Raw genomic sequence first — 26,237 nt, 5'->3', positions numbered from 1 at the left:
TAACAGGAGTTAGTAATGGATGTTATTGAACAGGAATTAAATCAGGACGGCATTTTCACTATTACTTTAAATCGACCTGATAAGTTAAATTCCCTAAGTACAGAGGTTTTGCAGGCACTGTCGGAATTATTTCACGAGGCCAGAACCAATGACAGAATTAAAGCTGTATTAATAACTGGTGCGGGTAAGGCGTTTTGTGCCGGCGCAGATATTTCTCGATTGGCTGAGTGCAATGCGCAGACAGGTTATCAGTTCGCCTGCGAAGGTCAGGATATTTTTCGCCAGCTAGAAACACTGGGCAAGCCTTCTCTGGCTGCCATTAATGGTTTCGCTTTTGGCGGGGGCTGCGAACTGGCAATGGCTGCTACCTTGCGCATAGCCTCAACCAAGGCCCAATTTGGGCAACCGGAAGTGAAACTGGGTGTCATTCCGGGTTATGGAGGAACACAGCGTCTGGGCCGATTGGTTGGAAAGGGCAGAGCATTAGACCTGTGTCTGACCGGGCGCTTTATCAGTGCCGAAACGGCGTATACCTGGGGATTGGTTACTGATGTGGTTGAGCCGGAGCAATTGCTTGAGCAGGCTAATAAGACCTTAAAAACTATCTTGTCGATGGCCCCTTTAGCCATTCAGGGCGTTATGGAAGTTATTGATCATGGTTTTGACCTCTCTCTAACTGATGCCTTGCATCTTGAAGCGGTTCATTTCGCAAAAGTTTGTGCATCGCAGGATAAACAGGAAGGCGTGCAGGCATTTCTTGCCAAACGGCAGGCAGTATTCCAAGGGAAATAATAAATATGAGCAGCAATATTCTTTTTGAAAAGAAGGAGCAGTTGGGTGTCATTACACTCAATCGACCCAATGCGCTGAATGCTTTGACTTTAGAGATGATTAAATCCTTACAGGAGCAATTAATCGAGTGGGAACATGACCGCCATATTCATGCGGTGCTCATTCAGGCAACTCCCGGAAAAGCATTTTGTGCCGGGGGGGATGTGCGCTGGCTCTATGAAAGTGGTTTGCATAAAGAAAAAGAGCAGATGGAGTTTTTCTGGCATGAATATCGATTAAATCATTATATTCATCACTATTCAAAACCTTATATTGCATTAATGAACGGCATTACCATGGGTGGCGGCGTCGGTATTTCTCTTCATGGTTCACATCCTGTTGCTACCGAGAATTTTGTATTTGCCATGCCTGAAACAGGAATTGGTTTTTTTCCTGACATTGGTGCCAGCTATCTTCTGGCAAGATTACCTCATTATCTTGGGGTTTATCTTGGCTTGACGGGTAATCGCTTAACGAGCCAGGACGCTTTGGCAGCAGGTTTAATTAGAAAAATTATTCCAGCCGAGCATTCGACCGGGCTTATTGAACTACTCAACAAGACTGATCTTGCTGTCAACGCCGCTCAGAAAGTGGATGATTGCCTTACACAGCTGCCGTTAGCCGATACTCACCACTCCATAGCAAATGCAGGCCAGATTGAAAAGCACTTCAAGTTCAATACAATTGAGGAGATTCTGGTTTCATTAAATGCCGCTCAGGATGAATGGTCGAAAGCCTGCCTGGCTAATTTACAGCAGAAAGCGCCCCTAAGTTTAAAGATAACCCTGACACAGATCCACAAAGCCCGATTTTTATCAATGGCTGATTGCATCAAAATGGATTACTGTCTGGTGCGGCATTTCATGAACGATTCCGATTTTTACGAGGGCGTGCGCGCCTTGCTGGTAGATAAAGATAAATCTCCTCATTGGGATCCGAAACAGCTGGAAGGGGTTTCTGAAGCTAAAGTGGCGGATTATTTTGAATGCGAGCAGGAACTGGAGCTTTTGGATTAAGGCCTTGATGCGCTCGCATCAAGGTTTATTATGAATACAATTATTCAACCAAAAATCGGCAATATCAATTCGCCTTGCTATCCATACATCCTTAAACTGCCTGATGTAAGCAATAAACTGTTGAATAGCCAGGCATCTTCCCGGACGTCCGCTAATCCGGGGATGCAAGCCAATAGTCATTAAGGCCATCCGCTGCTCCTGATAAAGATAATCGAAGCTGGCTTTCAGGTGGGAATAAAAGTCCTGCCACAGGGCAAAGCCTGGACTGGTCGTATAACGAAAATCATTGCAGTCGAGCGTGTAGGGAATTATCAGGTGCTCATCTAGTAAATAGGGCAAATCATCGGCATAACTTTCGGAATCATATTTAAATCCGCCAATCTCTAAAAGCAATTCACGGGTATTGCTGCTTCGCCGACCAGTATACCAACCTTCAGGCCGGCGGCCAGTGGCCTCTTTAATCGCATTAATGCATTGAGTAATATGCAGTTTTTCTTCATTCCTGGGCATTTGTCCATAATCAATCCATCGCCAGCCATGACCTGCCGCTTCATGGCTTGTGTTTCGTAAATAAGATCCCAGTTCGGGGTTTAAACGGATGGCCAGGCCAGTGATAAAAAAAGTCAGTGGAATTTTTTCTCGCTCAAACAGACGCACGAGACGCCAAATGCCGCAGCGGCTGCCGTATTCAAATAAAGACTCCATGCTTAAATTGCGCATACCTAAAGGTTTGGCTGCCAAGGGAAACTCTCCACCATAGGTTTCGGCTATTAAGTCACCATTGACAGGCGATAATTCAGCACCTTCTTCATAATTGATGACGAAATTAATGGCAAGTTTGGTATTTCCCGGCCAGCAGTTGAGTGGAGGATTGGGGCCATAGCCGACCATGTCGCGCATCATTTTCTACCCCAACTCGAAGGAGGTGATACCGTAGATTGATTGGATTTTCACATCCGGCTCCCCTTTTAAATACATACGGGCGGTAGTGAACACTTTTTCCATTTCATATTGCTTTACCAGATTTATCGCATGAGGGTTATTTTCAGGAATATCTAAAAAAACCAAATGACTTTTAGCCTGTTTACACAATTGAAGAAATAAATCATTGGCGATAGCAGGGTTGTCAGCGAATAATGGCCCGATTCGATAGCCTTCATGTGCGGGACGAATGACCCCATACCCACATAATTCCCCTTGGTGAAGACAGGCAAGGCTTATACTGTCTGGTTGATTAATCCAGCAGTTCAGAAATGATTCGCGCCGCGCCGGAAAATGCTGACGGTCATAATCACTCAGGCGCTTTAAATCGACTTGTTTTAAATCAATAAAAGAAGGGTCTGCGGCAATAGCGATTGAATGGGTCTCCCAGCGATAACGAGCATTGGCATGAGCCTGTCGATAACCGAGACGGCTGTATTTCTCGAGCATTTGCGGAACACCATCAATGCCCGCATTGCGGCTGCCTACATACTCCAGGCGTTTTCGCGTTAACGCCAGGCCATAACCTCCGCCACGATAGGCCTTATCGACAATATAAAAACCGCAGAACGCAAAATGCTCGTCATAACGAACAGCGGAACCGATCGCAATCGTCTTGCCGTCAAGCTTTCCAGCAAAAAAACCATCAGGGTCTGTCTGATAATAACAATTGATATCATGCAAACCAGGATTCCAGCCTTCCCTGGCTGCCCATTCAAAGGCTATATTCGCTTCCTGCCGACTCATTCTCTCAATGACATAATTCATCGCAGTCCTTGCTAAATTGAAATCTCATCTGATTATTATAGCATTCTGAGGTATTTAAGGCATTGAAGTATTGCGTTTTTCAGTGTCCACCGTAACCGGTTCTACCTTTTCACGACTTAAAACGTCCTTGGCTTTCTCTGCAAACAGTTGCCCTGCAGTTTTAGGAATATAATGAGAAATAAGTTCTTTTAATTTGCGAAATAAACTATTGAAAATACCCTGATGACGATGCTCCTTAAGCAGAGTCGTACTTTTATTCAGCTCGCGTCCCAAATTGCCTAAGGTGGCTGGTTCAGGCTTTTGAAGAGTTATTTCGCGCAGCCTGTTTACTGCATCCAGCTTATTCTTTAATAATGGTGGATTTTTTTCGGAATGCTCATTTTCATTAACACAGTCTTTTAATAAATGGCTTTTATACTGATGAGTCAAGTGACTAAATTTAAGCAGGGTTTCAGCCGTTTTTAAAAGCGCTGCTGGTTTTTCGGTTTGTTTTAATTCCAAAGCGGCATTGCCGACTATTGAAATGATATCAAGACGCTCTTCTTCACTGCCGGCCTTTTTTAAATAGTTTATTTGTAAGGATTCAAGCGCCTGTTGATGGACATGAACAATTGCAATCTTATCCAGTCCTGCCCGGCCATCAGGAAATGTGGAATTATATTCAAACCAGATTGGATTATTCTTGAATAAACTTTGCTTAAGTTTATCGGCGTTTGGAGAGGACTTTAGTTGGTTCCATAATTCCAGTTTTTCATGATGTTGTTGGAGTTGGGTCTGCATCATTCCTTGCGGGCTCAGATAATATTCATGCAGTTTTAAAAGGTAGCGGCGGTTGTCATCTGTATCGCTAAAATCACCATCCAGAATATGTGCCGCAATCTCAGGAGCAGCATAAATAAGCGAACAAGCCAGATAATCTCTTACTTTGAAAAAGGACGGCTGTTTTTGCACCACCACAGGATGACTGCCAATGACCGAATGATCGCGGGCTGAATTCTGTTCCGGGGCAATCTTCACGGCAGCTTTTAACACTGGCTGGATGCCCTGTGGAGTACTGCGCTGGTGTATCTGCTGTTTAGCCAGCTCGGCATCGTTTACACTGACAATATCAAGCATTCCGCCTTTCGCAAAACCGGGACGTTTTTTATCAGCAGTTAATGGCATACCCTTTAAGTTATTTTTATAGGTGGAAGTCCTGGATTGCTGCTGATTTCCAAGAGGCGCCATGACAAGTTCCTGCATCCCCGGTTCTGCATTATATTGCCAGGGATTGGTGGAACCTGATCCTCCATCGCTCTCAGATAAGTAATTGCGCGTATTGGCATCATAGCCATTCGCCACCATATCAGGGGTTTTCCTGCATAAGTCATCCCAGGTCTCCGCATGAAACTTGCGAGTCTTGTGAAGATTTATCCAGTCCTTGGCTCTGGCTGCTTCGTTAAATGCATCAAGATGCGCATTGCTGAGGCTTAAATAAAATTCCTGGTCCTCTTTGCGGATTTGAAGTGCGGTGTGGGTTCCCCCTTTATTATACCCTTTGTCCATCCTGCCTTCTCCGCGGCGAGCCAGCCGCGTTTCACTATGGACTATCTCTACCTGGGGCTTGCGAACAATTATGGTCGCCATACCCGTTTGACTGTGAAACTGCGTGTCCAGCTTGGTGTGAGTAACCATCTTTTCAGCGAAATCAATTTCAAGAGGAGCGGGAAAGGCCTGACGAAGCTGCTGGTAGGTTTTGTCAAAATTAAGCTCCTGGCAGTGCAAGACAAGCAGGTCAACATCGGACATTTCTCTAGTCAATTGTTCAACCGCAAGTCTGCCTGGCGTATCGTTTCCGCAATTGAGCGTAAAGGTTTTCAGAGTTAAGGACATGGCGATTCATTGATTGGAAGATCATTTTAATTATAGTGTACGCAGTCCCTCGCGTATTCTATTACTTACTTTCTGATAATGATGCGATTTTCTACGGTTTTAACGCCATTGACTCTTGAAGCAATTTGCTCAGCTACATCGGCCTGGCGTATTTTTTTAACATATCCACTTAAAGTTACCACGCCGTGATCACTGCTTACCTGAATAGGTGCATCAGCCAGAATTTCATTTTCGCTAAAGGAGGTTCTTACAGCATTGCTGATTTGTTCATCACCATTGACAGCAAACGACTGGCCGTAACTGTTAAAACCAGACATGGACTGACAACCTGCCAGCAGACTGAGAGACAATAAGGGGATACAGAGTTTTTTCATGGAATTCTCCTGTTACAGACTTAATCTGTGCGTTTTCAGCTCAGATTATTAATAAATGCGCTACTATAGTAACAGAATAGGGGCGTTGACAAGCTTTTATTGAAACAGATTAAATTGTCTGTTTGCTTAATTTCTTTTAAAATACCGCTTTATATTTTTGAGCAACTCATGTCCGATTTTTACGAAGACTTCAATAAACGCCGAACTTTTGCAATCATTTCGCATCCTGACGCTGGAAAAACAACGGTTACTGAAAAACTGTTGTTATTCGGAGGTGCTATTCAGCTTGCGGGAACAGTCAAGGGACGCAAGGCTGATCGCCATGCCACGTCTGACTGGATGGAAATGGAAAAGGAGAGGGGGATTTCGATTACTACCTCGGTCATGCAATTTGTCCATAATGAACATGTAATCAACCTGCTTGATACGCCAGGACACGAGGATTTCTCTGAGGATACGTATCGAACCCTGACTGCTGTTGACTCGGCCTTAATGGTAATCGATGTGGCCAAGGGGGTTGAGGATCGCACGGTAAAATTAATGGAAGTTTGCCGTCTTCGTGATACGCCGATTATGACCTTTATCAATAAACTGGACCGTGAAGGACGAGAACCCATTTCTTTACTGGATGAGGTGGAATCTGTTCTTGGGATTCAGTGTGCTCCTGTCACCTGGCCTGTCGGTATGGGTAAGCGCTTTAAAGGCATTTACCATTTATATGAAGATGCAGTGTATCTCTATCAGTCAGGAAAAAATGCCCAGAAACAAGAGGCGACACGCATTCAGGGACTCGACAATCCTGAACTGGATGAAGTATTAGGAAGTGTTGCTCAGGAGCTGCGAGATGAAATTGAATTGGTTAAAGGCGCTTCTCATGAGTTTGATTTGCAAAAATACCTTGCTGGCCGCCTGACGCCTGTTTATTTTGGTTCAGCCATTAACAATTTTGGTATTAAAGAATTACTGGACGATTTTGCAGCCAATGCGCCGGGTCCTCGCCCACGAGAGGCTCTGGAACGGGAAGTGTCGCCTGACGAGGAAGCCTTCAGCGGATTTGTATTTAAAATTCAGGCGAATATGGATCCTAAACATCGGGATCGCATTGCCTTTTTACGAATTTGCTCCGGTCAATTCAATAAAGGAATGAAATTAAGTCATTTGCGCATTGGCAAGGAAATTCAGATTTCCAATGCTCTAACGTTTATGGCGGGTGACCGATCTCATGCTGAACTAGCAATGGCTGGTGATATTATCGGCTTGCATAATCATGGCACAATAAGGATTGGCGATACCTTTACGCAGGGTGAGCAATTAAAATTTACCGGCATTCCCAATTTCGCTCCCGAGCTGTTTCGTCTGGTACGTTTAAAAGATCCTTTAAAAAGCAAGGCCCTGCTGAAAGGATTGATTGAGTTGTCCGAAGAGGGGGCGACCCAGGTATTCCGACCGTTAAACAGCAATCAATTGATTCTTGGTGCAGTCGGTATACTTCAGTTTGATGTGGTCGCTCATCGGCTGAAAAATGAATATAAAGTCGACTGCGTATATGAATCCGTCAATGTGAGCTGTGCCCGCTGGGTTTATTCAGATGACGATAAGGCTATGGCTGAATTTAAAACAAAAGCCTATGATTATCTGGCGCTGGATGGCAGCGATTCATTGATGTATCTGGCTCCTACTCGAGTCAACCTGACTATGGCGCAGGAGCGCTACCCCAAAATTCAATTCACGGCAACCCGAGAACATTAATAGTCCTGATGCGCTGCACAAACACAGCGCATCAGGTTTTAACCCGCACTTAAATGCCTTCCGATTTGCCATACAAGCAAAATAACTGTATCTTAGTTTCCAATTTTATCACTGTGGAGATTTTTAATGTTTCAAAAAATTGGTATGTTCTGTGTTGGTGCCTTACTTGGTGCTCAGGCTTTCGCTGCTAATTATCCTCTGGCTCCCTTCACCACTATCGAATACGATTTAGTACCGAACAAACCTGAAGTTCTTACTAATTTTACTTTATTCACTATCAAAGCAGAATGTGAATTACAAACCGCTGAACCAGCCGCTATCCTTCGTGTCTTTATGAAAAAGCGCTCTGGCACCATTAATGACATGCCAATTAGTGAAGGCGATGAAACAGCGCTGCTCGTTGAAAATGGAAAAACCCTGCGCTTGACCGCTGTCTCAGCTGCTGTAGTGGAACTGGAAAATAAAGGGAATGAAATAGTTCATGCCAAATGTAGAACGGTGAAGTAAAGCACCGTAATCTAGGTACTGTGGCTTAGCCCCAGTATCTGGTGATGCTCTACGTGCTACGGTTATCCGGCGTTATTGCGTAAATAGAACCAAGCACCTAGCCTGTCGTCTTTGCGAGCGAAGTGAAGCAATCCAGATCGGAGCTTGAACGAAGTACGGAACTGGATTGCTTCGCTAACGCTCGCAAAGACGGTTTTGTGACCACCTATCTTCATTTACGCAACAACTCCGGTTTATCCGGGGCATCCAGATCGATGCTGGTTGATAATAATTACACTGTTACAAGCATTTCTGGATACCGCGAACAAGTCGCGGTACGTAGGTATTTCTAAAGCGGTAAGTAAGCATTGTAAGCACTAAGCAGACGATTAAACCTCCGCCAGCGATTTGGCAATCGATTCCGTCATCACTTTAGCATCTCCGAAGAGCATATAGGTATTGTCACGGAAGAAGAGATCATTTTCCACGCCCGCATAGCCAGCATTTAAGCTTCTTTTCACGAACAACACCGTTTTGGCTTTTTCAACTTCCAATACCGGCATGCCATAAATCGGTGAACTGGGATCAGTTTTAGCCGCCGGATTGGTAATATCATTGGCACCAATCACAAATGCGACATCCGCTGTTCCAAAATCACGATTGATTTCGCTTTGCTCAAACACGCGATCATAGGGAATATTAGCTTCTGCCAATAACACATTCATATGACCAGGCATACGACCTGCGACAGGGTGAATCGCAAACCGAACGCGAATGTCTTTCTTTTCGAGCGCATCAACCAGCTCCTTCACCGCATGTTGCGCATGCGCTACGGCCATACCATATCCGGGAACGATAATAACGTCCTTGGCATTGCTAAGCAGGAAGGCGGCATCTTCACCATTGGCCTGATGAACTTGCTGATTGCCGTTTAATCCACTGGCATGAGCTACCGCACTGCTTCCCTGAATCCCGCCAAAGATGACATTGATGATCGAACGATTCATGCCTACGCACATGATATAACTCAGGATGGCCCCGCTGGCACCTACCAGTGCGCCGGTAATTACCAGCAGATGATTACTCAAGGTAAATCCAATTCCTGCCGCAGCCCATCCGGAATAAGAATTTAACATGGAGATAACTACAGGCATATCGGCGCCGCCAATGGGCATTATCAATAAAAATCCCAGTGCAAAAGATAATAAGGCGAGCAGGCTAAATACCCAGAATGCCTGAGTCATCACGAAATGGATTAATAAGGCAAGAATGGCAATTCCAAGTAAGAGATTCACTAATTTCTGGCCGGGATATTTCAAGGGTTGGCCGGACATTAAGCCCTGAAGCTTGAGAAATGCGATAATCGAACCGGAAAAAGTAATCGCTCCAATGATTAGCCCAAGGCTCATTTCGATAAGGCTTGAGGTATGAATTTCTCCCGGCTCTCCGATATTAAAAGCAGCTGGAGACAAAAAGGCGCAGAATGCGACCAGAACCGCGGCCAAACCCACCAGAGAGTGAAAACCGGCCACTAACTGAGGTATCGCAGTCATGTTAATCTTGAGCGCGATAAAGGTTCCGACTATTCCGCCCGCAATAATCAGGCCGAGAAGCAAGAGGTGATGATTTATAACAGGCATCATCAGAGTCGCGCCAATTGCCAGCGCCATCCCGAATATACCCAGTAAGTTACCTCGGCGGGAAGTTGACGGACTAGCCAGACCCTTTAAGGCCAGAATAAAACAGACAGCGGCAATCAAATAGAAAAATGAAATCATTGTCGTCATGACGGTACCATCCATTAAATTATTTTTTATACATACGCAGCATGCGTTGCGTAACTACGAAACCGCCAAAAATATTGATTGCGGTGATGAAAATACCCAGACCTCCCAGCCAGCCGACACTTCCGCCAAGATGTGTTCCAGTGGCTATAAGCGCTCCCAGAATAATAATACTCGAAATGGCATTTGTAACCGACATAAGCGGTGTGTGCAGCGCGGGAGTAACTTTCCATACGACGTAATAGCCGACAAAGCAGGCCAGAACAAAAATAGTGAGTGTAGCGACGTAGGGGTTGTTAATAAAAACGGCACTAGGCATTTTGAGCCTCCTTCGTGGATTGAAATGGCATATAGGCACCCTGATGACATAGCAAGGCCTGTTTCATAATTTCATCCTGATCATTAAATGACAGGGAGCCTGGTTTATCAGCCATCAGGCGAATCAGATTAAGGACATTGTTTGCATACAGTTCACTGGCTGTCGCCGGTACCAGGCCGGCCATATTGCTGATTCCGACGATGCTAACGTCATTCACTTTGACAACCTGATCTTTTTGACTGCCCTCACAATTGCCCCCTCGTGAGGTAGCCAGATCCACTATCACGGAGCCTTTTTTCATATGCGCGACAGTAGCAGTTTTAATAAGAACAGGGGCTTGTTTTCCGGGGATTAACGCGGTGCAAACGACAATATCAGCCATTTTGGCATACTTATCTATTAATTCTGCCTGGCGTATTTTGTATTCTTCACTCATCTCACGAGCATAGCCGCCGCTGGTCTCCGCATCAGAATCATCGCTGACTTCAATAAATTCAGCACCAAGGCTTTCTACCTGTTCTTTAGCTGCTCGACGAACGTCAAAGGCATAAACGACGGCTCCAAGCCGCTTGGCTGTGGCAATCGCCTGCAAGCCTGCAACCCCTGCACCAAGAATCAATACTTTTGCAGGGTGAATCATTCCGGCAGCAGTCATCATCATCGGAATGGCTCGATGATAATATTGTACCGCTTCAAGAATGGCGCGGTAGCCTGCCAGATTAGCCTGTGACGAGAGACTATCCATGCTTTGAGCACGGCTGATACGCGGAATCAGATTCATGGAGAAGAGGCTCATTTGCTGCTGAGAAGCCCAGCTGATCACTTCGCTATTGGCCTGATTATCATAGGGTCCGACAATGAGAGAATTGGTTGGCAGGCCCACCATTTCCGCAGGAGGCAATTCACTGACACAAACCAGAATTTTAGTCTGTTGCAGCAGCTCCTGGCGGTTAGCGATAATCCTGGCTCCAGCCTGAATGTAATCATCATCGGTAAACCCGGCAGCAGCGCCGGCGTTGCTTTCGCAGCAGACCTCTAATTCAAGCTTGTTGTAATGTTTAACGACACTGGGAGTAATCGCTACTCGCGTATCATGGCTGTTTTCATTTAAAGCGGTAATTATCATAGTAAAGATCCTTTTTACCAGCAGTATTGAAGTCTCTCAATTTTGGAGCATATCCCAGGTAATTGAGCAGTCAGAAACTATTCCTCTTTGATGATACTCGATTTTGTTATGGGTTGACAGAATGATGGCAAAATTTGAGTTTGCAGTTTTATTTGAGTTTCGATAAAGTAGGCGCCAATGGAAGTCCAAACTCAACCTTATGGAAATTCTTTGTTTTTATGCAGGGATTGCGTTTTTCTATACGCATTCTCCCTATGCGGTATTATTTATGCTCATTGGCTTATTATTCAAGGCAAGCCGATGGGTACTGCTTTGGTTTATTGCGGCTATTTTATGGTCATTAATACATCAATGGTGGGTTGCCGAGCAGGGTATTCCTAACACTGACCTGATTGCTAAAGCGACTGTGCGTGGAAAAGTCGTATCGATTCCTTCCGTATCTGAAGAAAAAGCTCAGTTTCAGTTTCTGATAAGTGAACTGGATGGAAAAAAGGCCAGTGCTTATGCCATGTTATCCTGTTATCAGCATTGCCCTGAAATAACCACCGGACAGTATTGGCAGTTCGATGTCAAATTAAAAAAGCCACAGCCGCCGGGTAATCCGGGAGCAATCAATTATCGTCAGACTTTGCAGGCTCGTCATATTCACTGGACAGGTTATTTAAAAAATAAAAATCATAAGCTGCTTCGGGACGAATCAAAATCCTCAAGCGTTTTAAATCTGCGATTCTACCTGTCCGCATTAATCCAGAAATATCTGAATGATCCTGTCTGTGCCGGCATCGTACAAGCCTTGACACTAGGGGTGACGAATCATATTGACAAAGCGGAATGGGATCTGTTTCGCCGTACTGGAACTACTCATTTGATGGTCATATCCGGGGCACATATCGGCTTGGTTGCGGGGTTTATCTATAGCTTATGCCGATGGATTTGGACAAGATTTCCTGGTTTATGTCTTTATCGACCTGCCCAGCAGGCTGGAAGCATTGGCGCTATTCTGGCGGCTTTGGGTTATTCCTTATTGGCAGGCTTTGCAGTACCCGCGCAACGATCGCTCATTGCCTGCACCCTGATGTTAAGCAAAAATTTTGGCAGGCAGCGATTTACCGGCTGGCAAACCTGGCGTTATGCGCTGCTGATTGTTTTGCTTATCGAACCGCATGCCGTGTTATTACCCGGCTTTTATTTGTCCTTCATTGCGGTTGCGACTCTGATTTCTACCAGTCAGCGAATCAGCCATTTGAGAGGCTTGAAAAAAATAATGGCCTTACAAATTGCCTGTTTGCTTGGCTTGATGCCATTGACTCTATTCTGGTTTTCTTATGGCGCAATCAATGGATTACTAGCTAATCTGATTGCTATTCCCCTGGTTGGTTATGCAATCGTCCCTTTGGGATTACTCGGCGTCTTGCTATTGCTTTGTTTTAAAACGGCCGTGGTTTTATGGCCGGTTATTAGTGTAATTCATCTGCTGATGTGGTATTTGCACACTATTAATTCCTTGGCGTGGATGAATTTTGAGTTTGGTCTTAATAATATACTGCAACTGTTTGCCTTGAGTCTCGCCATCAGCCTCGCGGTGTTTCTACCCGATAAAAAACTGATTCTGGCCTTAAGTCTCTTTGTAGTCTGCACAATATTTCCTTACTATCCCAAAGTAAAAGAAGGTGATTTTATTTTGAATGTACTGGATGTGGGGCAGGGCTTATCGGTTGTGCTCAGAACAGCCAATCATACTCTTGTCTATGATACCGGTATGAAGTTTTTTCGGGGAAGTGATATGGCAGAACTCGCTATTAATCCGTATCTTCGTACAATTGGCATTAAGAAAATTGATAAAGTAGTCATTTCTCATCCAGACCTCGACCACCGCGGAGGACTCCCCAGTCTGGAAAAACGCTTTCCCATCGGTGAGTTAATTGTCGATAATATAAAATTTTACAAACGCGGCATGAACTGCCATCTCTATCCTGACTGGGATTGGGATGGTATTCACTTTCATTTTTTTTCTATACAACAAACATTCAGAGATAAGAATAATTCATCCTGTGTATTGCAAATAAGCAGTCGCAATCGAACCATATTATTGACAGGGGATATTGAAAAGAGAGCAGAAAATTATTTAACAGAAACCTATGGTAAGCATTTGGCGGCGGATTTACTGGTCGTGGCTCATCATGGCAGTAAGACGTCCTCCACAAAGGAATTCATTGAGCAGGTGAAGCCCCGGTTCGCAGTAATTTCTGCCGGTTTTGATAACCGCTATCATTTTCCACATCCGCAAACCTTGCTTACTTTAAAGAAGGCCGGAGCCATTATTTATAATACCATTAATTGCGGAATGCTTGAGTGGAATGATACAGAAATGCCAGTTTGCTATCGTAAAGAGGAACTTTCAGAAAAAATTCCTCTACGTAAAACTTAAACGGTTAATGCATGGCTTCTAACGAATTCAGTTTCCCAGGAAGTTATATCATTGCGAAGTGATGTCGTTGTGGGAAATTGTTCGTGCCAGACCAGAGGAAGTCGAGGTTTAGACATTTTATCTATATAGCGATCTAAATCATTTAAATAGCTTTTGACATCAGCAATAGGAATGTCGCTCAGTTTGTTAAATTCGTAAGTTTTAAAGATAACTGAGGCAAGCGCTGAATTGGCTATCTTTTCCTCATTACCCTTATATTCGGCATCAATTTTGATCAACGCATAAATACAGGCACCAGTGATGACGCGAGCCAGAAAAGCCTCTTTTTTATCATGGCGGTCAAACTTTTCCTCTTGTGACATGTCCGGAGTAATTTTGAACTCTTCATCCAAATTACCATAGCCTCCTTTATTGGCCTCAATGCCATTTGCAAGCGCCTCAATAAAGTAAGAGTCTTGTTTACGTTTTTTATTATCTGTTTTGCCGAGAGCCCATCTGGTGATGAAGCTACGATTGTCATCTCTTTGAGAGCGCTCTTCTGCATATACTTCGGAAATGCTTTTTGTTCGAGAGATGAGAGTGGCTAATTTTGGAATATTAAATGGCATAATAACCTCACTGTTAAAAAATACCAGACGGACTGTGTATAGTTTTCCTTCACAGTTACCACATTATGGAAATAGTGTTTTATAGTCAAGTTTTATCGGTGGATGAGGGGAAAACGATACGCAACGAGTTAATAATTGACAATTTAATGGACATATTGTATCATGCGCCAACTTTATGCTGACTGGTAAAATAGAATGCGAGTAGTTTTTTTTCTGCTGGGTTGTTGTCTTTTTTTCAATTCCACTTATGCAGCACAGGAAAACTGCAAGCAGCAACAGTGTATAGCCATTGTTGATGCGGGAAGTACCGGATCGCGCCTGCATGTCTACTCCTATGATTTGGAAGGTAAAACTCCGGTGAATATCACGGAGCGATATTCCAAAAAAATCAAACCCGGTTTAGCAACCATCGAAGCCAACGAACCGACCGTAGATGCCTACCTGACTACTCTTTTTTCCGGCGCCCCGGCTTATCAGATTCCTGTTTATTTCTACTCCACAGCGGGCATGCGCTTGCTGCCACAACCCAAACAACAGCAGATGAATAATTTAGTGCAGCAATGGTTTACCCATCAAAGTCAATGGCAGCTTGTCGAAGCAAAAACCATCACTGGTACGGACGAAGGAATGTATGGCTGGCTGGCAATCAATTATCAGCTCGATACGTTAAAGAACGGCAGCGAAACTGTAGGTACAATGGATATGGGGGGCGCTTCAGTACAAATCGTTTTCCCAGTGAGTGCATCAGAGGCAGATAGCAAGGATATTCGTGAGCTTGATATATACGGACGCCACTTCAAATTGTTCATTCACAGTTTTCTGGGCTTAGGACAAACTGAAGTAACCCACCAGTTTCTCGATGATTCAGTATGCTTTGCGAACGACTACCAAATGCCCGCAGGCGAAAAAGGGCAGGGCGACGCCTATGTGTGCGAGAGTGAAATATCCAGCTTAATGAATGCAGTGCATCACGTAAACCGCGTAGTTCAACCTGCCCTTCAAGCCAATCCAGTAAAAAACTGGTATGTAATGGGCGGCCTGGTTGATTTGGCAAAAAGCCAGCCATTCAGCTACACCGAACAAGAATTCAACAATCAATCCCTACTCGAGGAAGCCAATTCTCAAATATGCCAACAACAATGGGGCGCAATAAACAGCCAGTTCCCAGGCAATGAATACCTATACGGCTACTGCTTATTTCCAGCGTATTACTACGCCCTGATGGTAGACGGATACGGCCTGAATTCCCAACAACCCCTTCACTATCTAGGCGCCGACAAATCCGGCGACTGGACCATCGGAGTAGTCCTGCAACAACCCCAACAGGGCTCGCAAACCGCTTCAAATTAAGTAATAATCATCTGAATGCCGTTGTAGCTCAGTCGGTAGAGCAATTGATTCGTAATCAATAGGTCCGCGGTTCGATTCCGCGCAACGGCATCAGTAAAATCAATTGGTTAGAGTAAATTATCGTTGGGATGAGCTGACTTTATTTTTAAAACGTTCCTATAAACGTTCCTTTTCTCTCTCTGCTAGGCTATTAGTCGTGACAATAACGTATAATTAACGAACAGTCTCAATTTATTGTTTTTTTCAAATTTTGATAATGAGTATAAAATTAAAACAATCTTCAATTTAAAACTTTTACGGAGCAAAATACAATGATTGAAAATAAATCTAATTGTATTTTTGTTTAACTTAAAAAATAATTCAGATAAAAAATAAGTTTTTGGGCCTATCACCGCTGTCACTTTCGTCACTTATCGAATACAGAATTATCTTATATACTTAAGTTATTTATCGCACTGAGAATAATTGAATGGAGTCATTATCAGTTGTCAAAATAGTAAAAGATGCTTTTTTAAAACTTCATGCATACGTATTAAGAAAATTAGGTAAAAAAATTGTTAATTTACATGAGTACAATAATGAAGAGGTTAAAGTGGATATTAATTATCCGACTATTTCTATAAAATGTATTGAAGCAAAAAATAATGGTGCTGCATTTCGCTGGTCAAAAAAAATGAATCCAGGTTATGAGAAATATTTTGAGATTGAAGATAATACGCGCAGATATTTTACTTGGGGTGGTCAGTATTTGTGGATAAAAAGGGAAAAATGAAAGTTTATCAAACGATTTTATGTTTAATGCTAACTGTCAATTTAATGCTTTTTTCTTTGAATAATTATGCATATAGTGAAAACTGTAGCAGAGGGTGTAAAGATTGCTGTTATAGTGAGTATCAATTTTGTACACATCTTCCAGATGCAGCATATGCAATGGCATTTAATTCAACTAAAGAACCTGAAGGGATTAAAAATTTTTTAGAGAATAAATTAAGTAACTCAACTTTTCTTGGCGTAAAAATAATAGATAAGCCTAACATAGATATTTCTAAAATTGATGGGATTTATTATTTGGCTATAAATGATCAAAATGGTGTAATTATTAGAAATAAATTACCTTTGAGATATGTTTGTTCAAAAATCTCCTTCCATTGCAGGTCAAAATGTCTAAGCTAAACTGTTCTTTTCATAAGTGCTGGATTAAGTTTTGTAAGTGGAGTGCTCCTGCTTTAACTTTAATAGGAGTATTTTTAGCAGCATATCTTAATTTCTATTATTTAAATAAATTTGAATTAAATAAGAATTTGTATAGCTTTATAAAAGATTATGATGAAAATTATGAAAAGCTGCTGAGTTGTAAAGAGGAAATAAAAACGAATACTCAGAAATTGGCTTCAAGCTTCTTTTTGAATGCTTCTGATACTATGCTTAACATTAATCAATTAAAAAAAGCTACGAATAACTTTAAATCTGCATTGTTATCACAGGTTATTCACTCTGGTTTGTCTTGCGCATTAACTCAACTTATTGCATATGACAGAAAAACTAGAGAAGGGATAGAAAAAATTTTGCTACACAGCAAAGAAAATCCTCTTGAGCTTATAGACAATCTAGATACATTTGGACAACAGTGGGATAGCTGTTTAATTAAATTTACTAATGATTTTGAGTCTCTCTAAAACAAGCTTAGGGTAGGGAAACATTGGAGCTGTCATCAGTTTCGAATGCTATATCTATTACACCTCTAGGTTCAAACATAGCTATAAAATGTTGGTACATTTCTGACCTTTTTTTACCTCCTGCCAAGCTCAAAAGTAACTCTTGTCCATATTCAGCTATATCTTCAACAATTCGTTCATGGCGATAATAAGCTAAAATTGTTCTGTTTACTTCAGTCTTTCCGTATCCTTTATAGAAAAGGGCCTCTTCGTGTGATTTATTCCAAACATTAGCAACACCACCACCGATAAACATGAGGTCGCGTTCTTTCGGTGCCATGATTGGATCATCCCAATCCACTATATAAATAGTATTATCATTATTCATAAATACGTTACCACCATGAATATCCGAATGGCACAGTACAAATTGAGGTGATTCATTTTGAAGAATCTGAGCTAACTGTTCTGCTCGATCTACCAACCGCCGGATTGTAAGTATATTTTTCTTCATAAAAGCCATCAGATCCAGAGCTACCTTGTCACCTGTTGGTTTAGCTTCAATGTGGGCGTAAAGAGATCGAACAATTTCTCGCCATTTTGATGAAAATAACTCTTTCCTTATTTGTTGCTTGATGGATAAAGGCACATCAATTTCATGAACCTGCCTTAGAGTTTTACCGAGGATTAGCCATTGCTCGTCTGTTAAAGCACGAGTAAAACCATCCTCACCTTCAATGAATGGATACAAAATAAGAGTAAATTCACCAATACTTTGAGTTAGGGATCCCTCGATGGTTTTAATGGGCGGGATAACCTGTTCAATTCCAGCTTCGTGTAATAGCTGCAAAATGGCGATACCAATATTGTGATGGTGGCCACGTTTTAGCTTTACGAAATAAGAGGGGTTATCTTGTGCCTCTGCTTTATATACAGATGCGTTGTTATCTGCACCCAGAGGCAGAAATGTAAGCGTAATAATATTTATGCCGTAATGAGCATGAAGGCAATCAATAATGTATTGATGTGAAAGGAATTGTTCTATGGGCACAGTGAAAACCTTGTAATAATAAATTAAAACTTATTGTTTTTTTTAAATATTCATCACCAGATCTGGGATAATATTATATCTTTATTGAAGTTTGTCGTGATACCACTCCAATCCAAACAGGCATTAACGATTTCTTGGGTAGGATTTAGCTTCCGCGCGCATTCCCAGTCAATCAAAATCGGACTATTGTTTTTATCCCATAAGACATTTTTTTGATCTAGATCCCCATGACTTACAACAATCTGTGTTTTTAGAAGGGAAACTGTATTTTGAAATGCTGTATTGATTCCAATGATATCGTTTTGCAGCTTGATTAGTGAGGTTGCAAAAGGACATTGATAATACTTAGCTTTTTGGAACAATTCTATAAGGCTAGCGTTCGAATGAATATCAAATTCAGGCTCAGTAATTTCTGGTACAGAGAGATTAATTGCGTGCATTTTTGCAAGAATTTCAGCAATTTTCAAAGCATGGTACTTAGAAACCATATCCTTATGGAGAGGAGCAGCATCCACCCATGGATAAATTAAAAAACCAGTATCTTCAAAAATAGTGAGATAATTTTTATTGTGGCTCAAAGCGTATATGGCAGGAATTTCTTGAGCAGAAAATCGAGAAGCAATCTCTTCTGTTAAATTATAATTTTTTACAATAGCTTTATTTTCCAGATCAATATTTGGCGAAAGTTGTTTAATAGCAAGTGGCTTTTTCCGTGTTGGTACGCCACATGGCATGTAGCAATCCTCCATGAATTCTTTCTGGTTCACCTATAGGAATGCCTAGCTTAAACACATCACAAAGGTTTACAAGATGAGTAGTATTCATTTGTTGCCCCGGTGATCCGAAAGGACTTCACCAATGATGCTTAAAGCTTGCTTGGCTTCAACAGCATTTGAGTTAGTTAGGTTTGCAGCACAGATTAATGCTTTCCATAAAGTCCAAGCTCGGCCACGAGCCCATGTGCCTGTATCAAGGTTAATCGCTGAACGAAATGCTTCGCGACTCTTATCTTTAAATAGTGTCCATGAAATAGCTAAATCACAGGCTGGATCCCCTACTGCCAACTGTCCAAAATCAATTACAGCGTTTAATTGCCCATCTTTTACTAGCAGATTCCCCACGCTAATATCACCATGAATCCATACTGGTGAAGTATGCCAGCTAGTCTCAAGAGCTTTTTCCCAAACTTCAGTCGCAGTATTCACATCAATTATGTCTTTAAGAATTCCAAGTGCTTGCCGCGTTTCAGCATCATAGGTTAATAGTGGGCCGCCACGATAGAAACTGTGAGGGCCTGCCAAGGGTCCGTCATTTGAATTAATTTGTTCTAATGCAGCAAGAAACTGTGCCAAACCAATCGCGAAATCCTTTAAATTCTTTATTGGAGCAGATGCTGCTGCCTCACCCTCAATCCAGCGATAGACAGACCAGTGCCATGGATATTCTGCTGCGGGTTTTCCTAACGCTATAGGGGATGGAATTGGTAAAGGTAACTGCGGTGCTAATATAGGAAGCCATTTTTGTTCTTTTTCTACTTGTAAAACATATTCAGCATCACTTGGCATACGCACGAGCATTTCATTGCCTAGATGGAACGTTCGGTTATCCCATCCACTGCGATCAACAGGCCGAATAGGAAGATCCTTCCATTGAGGAAATTGAGTTGCTACTAAATGGCTTACAAGGACATTGTTTATTACTAATTCTTCATTATGACTCATTTAAATTTTGGCCTAATTAAATTTATTTCTAAGGGATGCAAGTTGCAATTTCCCAGCCCTGTAATATAACAATTTCCCTTAAAGAAATATCATAAAACTTCGCTGTCTTATCATTATCAAACGTAACAAAGGCTGGTTGGCAATGTTGTCCATGATCTTTCACGCCAGTTGATAATCCGCTCGTCAGATTTATAAGGCTGGCGTGTTGATTTGATAAATCTTTCCAATGCCAAATTGGTTCATGATGAAAAATAGGGTTACGTAAAAACCTAATGCGGTTTAATTCACGTGATAAATAAGTACGTGTCCTTTGTATTCTTGATAGACCCGGGAAGGTAGGTTTAAGTAATTTGGGCCACAAAACTTGCCCGTGCTCATACCGTACATCAAAAAGTGATGTCCAGAAACCAAAAGATAATTTAGCAACCACATGACCTGCTTTAACTTTTTTATTTTCTTTTCTCAAATCCTCTTTAGCTTGTTCAATCTGTTTTTTCTCTCGCTCATGCAAAAAAGGTAAGTTAAACCAACACTCTGTATTAAAATTTATACTTAGCGATTGGTGCAGAGAATTTCGTAGTGTTATCTCTAATATTTGTAATGCAGGATATAAGGATTGGCTTAATTCAATATTCCATGAGTAAGCGATCAATGCATCAGACTTATTATTGTTGCACTGAGCATGGCTGAGATAACCATCCAATCGCTCTTCGGAAAAGATGATTGATAATTCCTCAAAAAAAATATGATTTGAATCCTGCATTAGTTTTGTCCTATAATATACTTACTGTCCCTGGGCAACTCCTCTCCTTATCTAATAGGTAGGTGATGAATCCGGGGTTTTTCTTTTTTAGTTCCCTATTTTTAATATCCTACATAAAATCTATTAGCTGGTTTAATGTCCTTTTCCATTCTGCAAGTTGTCGGGCTGTCTCTCTAACTTCTGCACAACGAGCACCGTGCTTATAGCTATTCATTCGACTGATAGCTTTTCCTTCTGGAGTTTTTACACCGGCTGACTTCCACGGTTGCCATGTTTAGATCAACTGTGATTGACGAAGTCGTCGCTCTGGCGTCCATCCGTTGCTCATTTTTAACCTCCAATAATTCGTTTGCAAGTTTTCCAGAATTTTTAAATTCAGTTGGTTGGCTATTATTGACCTGCTGATTTATAGCATTGTTCTGTTGTTTTATAAATGTTGCTCTACGTGGATTTTTCAACTCAGCCAATGCCAGCAAGGTTTTTCTTGATTGATTTTGTGCTCGAAACGCTATATTTGCATATGTCTCAATTTGATTTATCATGCTGCAGTCAGCCAGCTGACTTAGCGCATCATAAAATACATAATCAAGGATTTTTGCGTGGGTATAGAGCATCTGCTCGATCTCTTTGGTGTTACCATCAGTAATTTTTTTAGCACCATCAATGTATCCCTGCATTACTGTGGGTACATCAAGTAAACTTCCGCGCCCATGTAGCCTATCAATTGCAAAGGCCGCTTTTGCAAAGCAATTGATCTGAATTTTAGATCTTTTTTCTGCCTGTTCTAGAGCTTTCTCCGTTTCTAATTTTTTATCCACTTTTTTCGTCATTTCAAACTCCATGTATATCATTTAGCAAGCGAATATGGTGATGAAAAAGGCTCGATCAATCATAATTTTTATACTCAATCTGATTGGTCAAAAAAGCCACTTTCCCCACATTCTTTTTCATCACAATAATTTTGCTCATGCCAAGTCGTTTTTGGAAATTTAATTGATTGACTGGGATGAAGCCTCCTTCCTGGCAAAAGTCGCTTGATCTCATTGGGGCTAAAGAGCAAGCAAAGAAAAATTTTAATAACCGGCTGGTCCATAAAAATGCTATTGCCACTAACAACATTCGCTCAGATAATTTTGATATGGATAAAGCGAAAGAGAAAAGTAAGGAGGCATTGACTGCTTTGAATACACAGAGCGGGTTACAGGCTATGCTCGCCTCTCAGATGCTGTCAATTCATGAATTACAGCAAACCACTATGGCTTTTGCGATGGGATGTACCGATCTTGAGACAAAAAGATTTTACACCAATTCTGCAATGAAATTGGCCAATTGTTTTACTCAACAAGCTAACATTCTTGCAAAACTACAAGGCGTTGGTGGGCAAAAGATCACTGTTGAGCGGGTGGATATTCACCAAGGTGGCCAAGCTATCGTGGGTAATGTTCAAGGGGGTATGGGAAATAAGGATAAAATATGAAAACAACCTCAAGAACCGAGAAAAACTATGCGTTTGAATCTGCCCCTCGATGTGGCGCACGAACAAAAAGCAATAATGGTAAGCCTTGTCGCTGCCCAGCTATTAGAGGTAAAGTTCGTTGTCGTGTACATGGAGGAGCCAGAGGCTCAGGAGCTCCACGATATAATCTGAACGCCTTAAAGCACGGAGAAACAACTGCTGAGACTAAAGCCTTTAGAAAAGAGATTAGACTGACAATTCAGCGGGGTAAAAGCTTTGTTAAGAGCTTATCTAGCTAAGTAAAAATGAAATTCAATTCCAAACATTGTCGGATGGTGGGAGGGGTACCCGGGTTTTTTACACTGGATTGGTCATCCGGTAGCGCACCACTCTTCGAAGTTCTCTGCCAGTCAATTTTTCAGGGTAATGGATAATATATTGAAATATAACTACTTTAGACATAAGTTTCGGTAGCCATGAAATTGGTTAGCATTAAATCGCTTACCTTCGCCATTTGAGAGCTTTGTTCTCTTCCCGTCTATTAAAACTACCATGCTACCTTGAATCACTACTACAAGCTCAATAACCTCGTGCTTAGGAGGTGGTGATAAATATTCACGGCTTGGAAGAGATTGGCTAGCCAAAAAGTTGTGATTTCAATTTTACTTTCATTAAATTAAAGAAGAAATGATATCAAAGATTTATCTCTATTCTCTGTTATTTACTGGTTTTTATCAAAAAATACTCCGATACTTAGTATAAATTCTTTATTAATTTGATAATTAGATGGATTAACATGAGAAAAAATGAAACCTTAGGGAGGTATCGTACTATTTTCGAAGATGCCCTGATGGTATGTATATGTTTAATTCTGAAGGCAATTTTTTATTGGTAAATAATCATTTTTGCCAAACACTTGGATACTCATGTGATGAATTATTGCACATGAACATTCGAGACACATATCTTGAATCAGAATTAGATATATTGGAGGAACGCACCAAAAAATTGCATAGTCAAAAGACGGCTATCATAGAACGTTCAGTAAAACGAAAGGATGGGACTTCATTGTACGCACAAATCCATCTTAAAATTATGGATAATGGATGTATACAAGGTATCCTTCGTGAAGAAAAGTCACAAAAAGACATATTAGAGCAATTAGATAATAATGAAGAACGATTTCGTCAAATTACAGAGCATATTCGAGATGTTTTTTTTCTTATTGATTTAAATACGTCTAATTTTTTGTATATAAGTCCAGCTTATGAAAAGATCTGGGAACGACCCATTGCTAGTCTACTAGCCGATCCAACTGCTTGGATGAAATCTATTCACCCTGATGATAGTGAGCGTATGATGTACTTATATCAACAACAGATGAAGACTGGGGTTATTGATACACGTTATCGTATTCTTCTCAAAGATGGCTTAGTACGGTGGATTCATGCTAGAACGTTTCCAATTTATAATAAACATAATCAATTATATCGCAGTGCGGGGGTAGCGGAAGACATTACAGATCAGGTGAGCATTACGCAAGAACGCTCTGATTTTGCCTCAAATATTCAGAGGGGCTTTAATGAACTCATAGCTGCAATGTCTATAGCACTTGAGCACAGAGATGCATATACCGCCGGCCATCAGAATAAAGTATCCTATTTAGCAAAAGCTATCGCCCAAGAGTTGAATTTGTCTCCTAATCAAATTCAATGGATAGAACTCGCTGCTCAAGTTCATGATATAGGAAAAATTGGCATCCCCATTGAGATACTTACAAAACCTACTAAGCTAAGTAAACCTGAGTTTGAATTGATTAAAACTCACTCGGAGGCTGGGTACGATATTTTAAAAGACATACATTTTCCGTGGCCTATCGCAGAAATTATTTGGCAACACCACGAAAGATTAGATGGAAGCGGATATCCTCGTGGACTTAAAGAAAACAAAATTTTACTTGAATCAAAAATAATAGCTGTTGCGGATACAGTAGACGCAATGTCATCTCATCGACCCTATCGACCTGCATTAGGGATAAACGCAGCGCTAGACGAAATTCAGAAGTTTAAAGGAGTTCTATTTGACCCTAGTGTAGTAAATGCTTGTCAAAAATTATTTCTAGAAAAGAAAATTGATCTTTATATGTGAAATTAAATTGGGATATTCTCTTTAATTTAGGGGTACTAGATTTATGTCGGATAAAATTTATGCTAAGAAAATACCATTTAAATCTGTTCTTGATCAGGCAGATGATGTAGTTATTATAACTGAAGTTGAGCCTCTAGATGAACCCTTTGGTCCAAAAATCCTTTATGTAAACCATTCATTTACAACACTTACTGATTATACACAACAAGAGGTTTTAGGTAAAACTCCTCGAATCTTACAAGGAGATAAAACAGATAAAGACACCCTCAAACGAATTAAGATCGCTTTGGAAAAAAAAGAAGCTATACATGTAGAATTATTAAACTATGCCAAAGATCAAACAGAATATTGGCTTGATTTTACTATTATTCCTATTAAAGATAGTAAAGGAGATATTAAGTATTTTGCTGCGATTGAGCATGATATTACTGAGCGAAAAAAACTGGAAGATGCCCAGGCTATGCTTTCTGCTCTTGTGGAGTTTTCCGGGGAAGCAATCATAGGAAAAAACTTGGAAGGGACCATACAAAGCTGGAATAAGGCAGCCGAAAATCTTTACGGCTACTCTGAAAAGGAAGTCATTGGTGCCAATATAAAAATGTTATTTCCAAAGGAGAAGCAGGAAGAATTTCAAGATATCATTCATAAAATCGCCAAAGATGAACACATTAAAGACTTTGAAACCCTAAGGGTACATAAAGATGGCCATGCTATCCCTGTTTCTATTACGATAGCTCCAATAAAAAATGCTCAAGGAAAGGTAATAGGAGCATCAACAACGGCCCGGGATATTACACAACAAAAAATAATCGAAGAAAAATTAAAACACCTCGCGGAGCATGATGTTTTGACAGGATTGATTAATCGCCCTCTATTTGAAGATCGCATGGTTCAAGCACTTGCTATTGCAAAAAGAACAAATTGTAATATGGCAGTGTGTTTTTTAGATATCGATAGTTTTAAAAATATTAATGATACTTACGGCCACCATATTGGAGATTTGTTATTGTGCGCTGCATCTAAATGTATGCAAAAATGTATACGAGACGTTGATACTATAGCGCGGTTTGGGGGAGACGAATTTGCATTAATATTATCCTATCTTAATGAAGAAAATGATGTTATTAAAATAGTGAAGAAGTTAATTCGTTTGTTCTCAAAAGGATTTGTGATTGAAAATTATAACCTGAAAGTTACTTTGAGCATTGGTATTTCATTGTACCCTAAAGATGGCATGAATGATCTTCTTAAGAAAGCTGATACTGCGATGTATTACGTGAAAAAACACGGTAAGAATAATTTTATTTTTTTCAATGCGATTTATAAGGACTAAGTAAGGTTGGTTGCAATATTTTCCTGTAATTATGGATAAACATTCTAGTGGCATTCTAGTGGCACTAGATGACAAGAAACTATGATTTATGGCAACAATCGACAATCATTGATTAGAGTTAATTTATTGATTTTATGATCGTTATTTGTCATGTATCATTGCCATTAATAGCGCAATCTGGGATTCGTAATCAATAGGCCAGCGGTTCGATTCCGCTCAACGGCATAATAAAATCAATGGGTTACATAAAGATCTGAAAATCTCAAATTGTTGTGTCGAATATGTGTCGAAGTTTAAAAACCATCATTAATCGAAATTAAAATAAATAAAAATGTAGCCTTGATGGAGCCGACGGGCGCAATCAAGGTTTTCATATGTCAAAATATTGAGGCAATAATCAGTCGCAAGATTAACTCGC

The 26,237-nt window shown here is 41.1% G+C and carries 28 protein-coding genes, 1 tRNA gene and 1 pseudogene; 16 read left to right on the top strand and 14 right to left on the bottom strand.

The window, feature by feature from the left end; all coding sequences use genetic code 11:
• The first annotated feature begins 15 nt into the window (after nucleotides 1-15).
• Both E1O89_RS02765 and E1O89_RS02760 read left to right on the top strand, forming a co-directional pair.
• Nucleotides 16-792, top strand: a complete 777-nt coding sequence (locus E1O89_RS02765; RefSeq protein ID WP_133138844.1) for an enoyl-CoA hydratase/isomerase family protein — start codon at nucleotides 16-18, stop codon at nucleotides 790-792.
• Between the two features lie 5 nt (nucleotides 793-797).
• Nucleotides 798-1,847 (top strand): enoyl-CoA hydratase/isomerase family protein, encoded by a 1,050-nt coding sequence (locus E1O89_RS02760; RefSeq protein WP_133138843.1) that lies wholly within the window; start codon nucleotides 798-800, stop codon nucleotides 1,845-1,847.
• An 18-nt stretch (nucleotides 1,848-1,865) separates the two neighbouring features.
• On the opposite strand, the gene E1O89_RS02755 is transcribed toward E1O89_RS02760, so the two are convergent.
• The 4 genes from E1O89_RS02755 to E1O89_RS02740 form a co-directional block, all read right to left on the bottom strand.
• Entirely contained in the window at nucleotides 1,866-2,750 is an 885-nt protein-coding gene (locus E1O89_RS02755; RefSeq protein WP_133138842.1) for a polysaccharide deacetylase family protein, read from the bottom strand.
• Between the two features lie 3 nt (nucleotides 2,751-2,753).
• On the bottom strand, nucleotides 2,754-3,596 hold the full coding sequence (locus E1O89_RS02750; protein ID WP_262337379.1) for a GNAT family N-acetyltransferase: 843 nt from the start codon (nucleotides 3,594-3,596) through the stop codon (nucleotides 2,754-2,756).
• Between the two features lie 54 nt (nucleotides 3,597-3,650).
• Entirely contained in the window at nucleotides 3,651-5,468 is a 1,818-nt protein-coding gene (locus tag E1O89_RS02745; protein ID WP_133138841.1) for a hypothetical protein, read from the bottom strand.
• A 65-nt stretch (nucleotides 5,469-5,533) separates the two neighbouring features.
• On the bottom strand, nucleotides 5,534-5,842 hold the full coding sequence (locus E1O89_RS02740) for a BON domain-containing protein (RefSeq protein ID WP_112218167.1): 309 nt from the start codon (nucleotides 5,840-5,842) through the stop codon (nucleotides 5,534-5,536).
• Nucleotides 5,843-6,010: 168 nt separating this feature from the next.
• Here E1O89_RS02740 and E1O89_RS02735 point away from each other — a divergent pair, with 168 nt between their 5' ends.
• The 3 genes from E1O89_RS02735 to E1O89_RS02725 all read left to right on the top strand — a co-directional run bounded on the left by E1O89_RS02735 (nucleotide 6,011) and on the right by E1O89_RS02725 (nucleotide 8,430).
• On the top strand, nucleotides 6,011-7,591 hold the full coding sequence (locus E1O89_RS02735; protein WP_112218166.1) for a peptide chain release factor 3: 1,581 nt from the start codon (nucleotides 6,011-6,013) through the stop codon (nucleotides 7,589-7,591).
• Between the two features lie 126 nt (nucleotides 7,592-7,717).
• A complete protein-coding gene (locus E1O89_RS02730) occupies nucleotides 7,718-8,098 on the top strand; it encodes a hypothetical protein (RefSeq protein ID WP_112218165.1) in 381 nt (126 codons plus the stop codon).
• 122 nt (nucleotides 8,099-8,220) lie between these two features.
• Nucleotides 8,221-8,430: a hypothetical protein gene (locus E1O89_RS02725; RefSeq protein ID WP_133138840.1), complete on the top strand. Its 210-nt coding sequence runs from the start codon at nucleotides 8,221-8,223 to the stop codon at nucleotides 8,428-8,430.
• 36 nt (nucleotides 8,431-8,466) lie between these two features.
• On the opposite strand, the gene E1O89_RS02720 is transcribed toward E1O89_RS02725, so the two are convergent.
• From E1O89_RS02720 to E1O89_RS02710, 3 genes are read right to left on the bottom strand one after another with little or no spacing between them, the layout of a single operon-like run.
• Nucleotides 8,467-9,864: an NAD(P)(+) transhydrogenase (Re/Si-specific) subunit beta gene (locus tag E1O89_RS02720; RefSeq protein ID WP_133138839.1), complete on the bottom strand. Its 1,398-nt coding sequence runs from the start codon at nucleotides 9,862-9,864 to the stop codon at nucleotides 8,467-8,469.
• 19 nt (nucleotides 9,865-9,883) lie between these two features.
• The gene (locus E1O89_RS02715; protein ID WP_058509017.1) at nucleotides 9,884-10,180 is read right to left on the bottom strand and encodes a proton-translocating transhydrogenase family protein; all 297 of its coding nucleotides are present in this window, start codon (nucleotides 10,178-10,180) and stop codon (nucleotides 9,884-9,886) included.
• Nucleotides 10,173-11,306, bottom strand: coding sequence for an NAD(P) transhydrogenase subunit alpha (locus E1O89_RS02710; protein ID WP_112218163.1), 1,134 nt, complete (start codon nucleotides 11,304-11,306; stop codon nucleotides 10,173-10,175). Before E1O89_RS02710 ends, E1O89_RS02715 begins: the two co-directional genes overlap by 8 nt.
• Nucleotides 11,307-11,505: 199 nt before the next feature.
• Between E1O89_RS02710 and E1O89_RS02705 the strand changes: the two genes are divergently transcribed.
• Nucleotides 11,506-13,734 (top strand): DNA internalization-related competence protein ComEC/Rec2, encoded by a 2,229-nt coding sequence (locus E1O89_RS02705; RefSeq protein ID WP_133138838.1) that lies wholly within the window; start codon nucleotides 11,506-11,508, stop codon nucleotides 13,732-13,734.
• Here E1O89_RS02705 and E1O89_RS02700 read toward each other — a convergent pair.
• Nucleotides 13,731-14,342 carry a hypothetical protein gene (locus E1O89_RS02700; RefSeq protein WP_133138837.1) on the bottom strand — a complete coding sequence of 204 codons (612 nt, stop codon included), beginning with the start codon at nucleotides 14,340-14,342 and terminating at the stop codon, nucleotides 13,731-13,733. The genes E1O89_RS02705 and E1O89_RS02700 overlap by 4 nt on opposite strands.
• 195 nt (nucleotides 14,343-14,537) lie before the next feature.
• On the opposite strand from E1O89_RS02700, the gene E1O89_RS02695 reads away from it, so the two are divergent.
• The 5 genes from E1O89_RS02695 to E1O89_RS02675 all read left to right on the top strand — a co-directional run bounded on the left by E1O89_RS02695 (nucleotide 14,538) and on the right by E1O89_RS02675 (nucleotide 17,368).
• Nucleotides 14,538-15,692 carry a multidrug DMT transporter permease gene (locus E1O89_RS02695; protein WP_133138836.1) on the top strand — a complete coding sequence of 385 codons (1,155 nt, stop codon included), beginning with the start codon at nucleotides 14,538-14,540 and terminating at the stop codon, nucleotides 15,690-15,692.
• A gap of 17 nt (nucleotides 15,693-15,709) precedes the next feature.
• Nucleotides 15,710-15,782, top strand: a tRNA-Thr gene (locus tag E1O89_RS02690).
• Nucleotides 15,783-16,161: 379 nt separating this feature from the next.
• Nucleotides 16,162-16,464 (top strand): hypothetical protein, encoded by a 303-nt coding sequence (locus tag E1O89_RS02685; RefSeq protein WP_133138835.1) that lies wholly within the window; start codon nucleotides 16,162-16,164, stop codon nucleotides 16,462-16,464.
• Nucleotides 16,461-16,865 (top strand): hypothetical protein, encoded by a 405-nt coding sequence (locus E1O89_RS02680; protein WP_133138834.1) that lies wholly within the window; start codon nucleotides 16,461-16,463, stop codon nucleotides 16,863-16,865. Before E1O89_RS02685 ends, E1O89_RS02680 begins: the two co-directional genes overlap by 4 nt.
• Nucleotides 16,853-17,368 carry a hypothetical protein gene (locus E1O89_RS02675; RefSeq protein WP_133138833.1) on the top strand — a complete coding sequence of 172 codons (516 nt, stop codon included), beginning with the start codon at nucleotides 16,853-16,855 and terminating at the stop codon, nucleotides 17,366-17,368. Before E1O89_RS02680 ends, E1O89_RS02675 begins: the two co-directional genes overlap by 13 nt.
• 7 nt (nucleotides 17,369-17,375) lie before the next feature.
• Here E1O89_RS02675 and E1O89_RS02670 read toward each other — a convergent pair whose 3' ends face one another.
• The 5 genes from E1O89_RS02670 to E1O89_RS02650 all read right to left on the bottom strand — a co-directional run bounded on the left by E1O89_RS02670 (nucleotide 17,376) and on the right by E1O89_RS02650 (nucleotide 21,712).
• Nucleotides 17,376-18,392 carry a phosphotransferase enzyme family protein gene (locus tag E1O89_RS02670; RefSeq protein WP_262337392.1) on the bottom strand — a complete coding sequence of 339 codons (1,017 nt, stop codon included), beginning with the start codon at nucleotides 18,390-18,392 and terminating at the stop codon, nucleotides 17,376-17,378.
• A 59-nt stretch (nucleotides 18,393-18,451) separates the two neighbouring features.
• Nucleotides 18,452-19,132: an aminoglycoside phosphotransferase family protein gene (locus tag E1O89_RS02665; protein ID WP_165483043.1), complete on the bottom strand. Its 681-nt coding sequence runs from the start codon at nucleotides 19,130-19,132 to the stop codon at nucleotides 18,452-18,454.
• A gap of 87 nt (nucleotides 19,133-19,219) precedes the next feature.
• Nucleotides 19,220-20,119, bottom strand: a complete 900-nt coding sequence (locus E1O89_RS02660) for an aminoglycoside phosphotransferase family protein (RefSeq protein ID WP_133138830.1) — start codon at nucleotides 20,117-20,119, stop codon at nucleotides 19,220-19,222.
• 28 nt (nucleotides 20,120-20,147) lie between these two features.
• Nucleotides 20,148-20,882, bottom strand: a complete 735-nt coding sequence (locus E1O89_RS02655) for an Abi family protein (RefSeq protein WP_133138829.1) — start codon at nucleotides 20,880-20,882, stop codon at nucleotides 20,148-20,150.
• 206 nt (nucleotides 20,883-21,088) lie between these two features.
• Nucleotides 21,089-21,712: a hypothetical protein gene (locus E1O89_RS02650; protein WP_133138828.1), complete on the bottom strand. Its 624-nt coding sequence runs from the start codon at nucleotides 21,710-21,712 to the stop codon at nucleotides 21,089-21,091.
• A gap of 176 nt (nucleotides 21,713-21,888) precedes the next feature.
• Here E1O89_RS02650 and E1O89_RS02645 point away from each other — a divergent pair, with 176 nt between their 5' ends.
• Nucleotides 21,889-22,359 carry a hypothetical protein gene (locus E1O89_RS02645; protein WP_262337378.1) on the top strand — a complete coding sequence of 157 codons (471 nt, stop codon included), beginning with the start codon at nucleotides 21,889-21,891 and terminating at the stop codon, nucleotides 22,357-22,359.
• Nucleotides 22,356-22,637: an HGGxSTG domain-containing protein gene (locus E1O89_RS15715; protein WP_133138827.1), complete on the top strand. Its 282-nt coding sequence runs from the start codon at nucleotides 22,356-22,358 to the stop codon at nucleotides 22,635-22,637. The genes E1O89_RS02645 and E1O89_RS15715 overlap by 4 nt, the downstream gene beginning before the upstream one ends.
• Before the next feature lie 150 nt (nucleotides 22,638-22,787).
• Here E1O89_RS15715 and E1O89_RS15740 read toward each other — a convergent pair whose 3' ends face one another.
• The gene (locus tag E1O89_RS15740; protein WP_410054754.1) at nucleotides 22,788-22,907 is read right to left on the bottom strand and encodes a hypothetical protein; all 120 of its coding nucleotides are present in this window, start codon (nucleotides 22,905-22,907) and stop codon (nucleotides 22,788-22,790) included.
• A 277-nt stretch (nucleotides 22,908-23,184) separates the two neighbouring features.
• Between E1O89_RS15740 and E1O89_RS15615 the strand changes: the two are divergent.
• The 3 genes and pseudogenes from E1O89_RS15615 to E1O89_RS02625 all read left to right on the top strand — a co-directional run.
• A pseudogene (locus E1O89_RS15615) lies at nucleotides 23,185-23,445 on the top strand (PAS domain S-box protein); the annotation flags it as partial.
• Nucleotides 23,434-24,486, top strand: coding sequence for an HD domain-containing phosphohydrolase (locus tag E1O89_RS02630; RefSeq protein WP_262337391.1), 1,053 nt, complete (start codon nucleotides 23,434-23,436; stop codon nucleotides 24,484-24,486). The pseudogene E1O89_RS15615 and the gene E1O89_RS02630, both read left to right, overlap by 12 nt.
• A gap of 43 nt (nucleotides 24,487-24,529) precedes the next feature.
• On the top strand, nucleotides 24,530-25,819 hold the full coding sequence (locus E1O89_RS02625; protein WP_133138825.1) for a bifunctional diguanylate cyclase/phosphodiesterase: 1,290 nt from the start codon (nucleotides 24,530-24,532) through the stop codon (nucleotides 25,817-25,819).
• Nucleotides 25,820-26,237 lie beyond the last annotated feature (418 nt).

Source organism: Legionella genomosp. 1 (genome assembly GCF_900640215.1).
Classification (GTDB): Bacteria; Pseudomonadota; Gammaproteobacteria; order Legionellales; family Legionellaceae; genus Legionella_C; species Legionella_C quinlivanii_A.
This window is presented reverse-complemented; position numbering and strand designations above follow the sequence as displayed.

Coding starts and splice junctions, on each gene's coding strand:
- E1O89_RS02765 (WP_133138844.1), top strand. CDS start 16: ATGGATGTTATTGAACAGGAATTAAATCAGGACGGCATTTTCACTATT.
- E1O89_RS02740 (WP_112218167.1), bottom strand. CDS start 5,842: ATGAAAAAACTCTGTATCCCCTTATTGTCTCTCAGTCTGCTGGCAGGT.
- E1O89_RS02630 (WP_262337391.1), top strand. CDS start 23,434: ATGGATAATGGATGTATACAAGGTATCCTTCGTGAAGAAAAGTCACAA.
- E1O89_RS02665 (WP_165483043.1), bottom strand. CDS start 19,132: ATGCCATGTGGCGTACCAACACGGAAAAAGCCACTTGCTATTAAACAA.
- E1O89_RS02645 (WP_262337378.1), top strand. CDS start 21,889: ATGAAGCCTCCTTCCTGGCAAAAGTCGCTTGATCTCATTGGGGCTAAA.
- E1O89_RS02715 (WP_058509017.1), bottom strand. CDS start 10,180: ATGCCTAGTGCCGTTTTTATTAACAACCCCTACGTCGCTACACTCACT.
- E1O89_RS02750 (WP_262337379.1), bottom strand. CDS start 3,596: ATGAATTATGTCATTGAGAGAATGAGTCGGCAGGAAGCGAATATAGCC.
- E1O89_RS02745 (WP_133138841.1), bottom strand. CDS start 5,468: ATGTCCTTAACTCTGAAAACCTTTACGCTCAATTGCGGAAACGATACG.
- E1O89_RS02650 (WP_133138828.1), bottom strand. CDS start 21,712: ATGACGAAAAAAGTGGATAAAAAATTAGAAACGGAGAAAGCTCTAGAA.
- E1O89_RS02720 (WP_133138839.1), bottom strand. CDS start 9,864: ATGACGACAATGATTTCATTTTTCTATTTGATTGCCGCTGTCTGTTTT.
- E1O89_RS02700 (WP_133138837.1), bottom strand. CDS start 14,342: ATGCCATTTAATATTCCAAAATTAGCCACTCTCATCTCTCGAACAAAA.
- E1O89_RS02695 (WP_133138836.1), top strand. CDS start 14,538: ATGCGAGTAGTTTTTTTTCTGCTGGGTTGTTGTCTTTTTTTCAATTCC.
- E1O89_RS02705 (WP_133138838.1), top strand. CDS start 11,506: ATGGAAATTCTTTGTTTTTATGCAGGGATTGCGTTTTTCTATACGCAT.
- E1O89_RS02685 (WP_133138835.1), top strand. CDS start 16,162: ATGGAGTCATTATCAGTTGTCAAAATAGTAAAAGATGCTTTTTTAAAA.
- E1O89_RS15715 (WP_133138827.1), top strand. CDS start 22,356: ATGAAAACAACCTCAAGAACCGAGAAAAACTATGCGTTTGAATCTGCC.
- E1O89_RS02625 (WP_133138825.1), top strand. CDS start 24,530: ATGTCGGATAAAATTTATGCTAAGAAAATACCATTTAAATCTGTTCTT.
- E1O89_RS02655 (WP_133138829.1), bottom strand. CDS start 20,882: ATGCAGGATTCAAATCATATTTTTTTTGAGGAATTATCAATCATCTTT.
- E1O89_RS02680 (WP_133138834.1), top strand. CDS start 16,461: ATGAAAGTTTATCAAACGATTTTATGTTTAATGCTAACTGTCAATTTA.
- E1O89_RS02730 (WP_112218165.1), top strand. CDS start 7,718: ATGTTTCAAAAAATTGGTATGTTCTGTGTTGGTGCCTTACTTGGTGCT.
- E1O89_RS02760 (WP_133138843.1), top strand. CDS start 798: ATGAGCAGCAATATTCTTTTTGAAAAGAAGGAGCAGTTGGGTGTCATT.
- E1O89_RS02660 (WP_133138830.1), bottom strand. CDS start 20,119: ATGAGTCATAATGAAGAATTAGTAATAAACAATGTCCTTGTAAGCCAT.
- E1O89_RS02735 (WP_112218166.1), top strand. CDS start 6,011: ATGTCCGATTTTTACGAAGACTTCAATAAACGCCGAACTTTTGCAATC.
- E1O89_RS02710 (WP_112218163.1), bottom strand. CDS start 11,306: ATGATAATTACCGCTTTAAATGAAAACAGCCATGATACGCGAGTAGCG.
- E1O89_RS02675 (WP_133138833.1), top strand. CDS start 16,853: ATGTCTAAGCTAAACTGTTCTTTTCATAAGTGCTGGATTAAGTTTTGT.
- E1O89_RS02755 (WP_133138842.1), bottom strand. CDS start 2,750: ATGATGCGCGACATGGTCGGCTATGGCCCCAATCCTCCACTCAACTGC.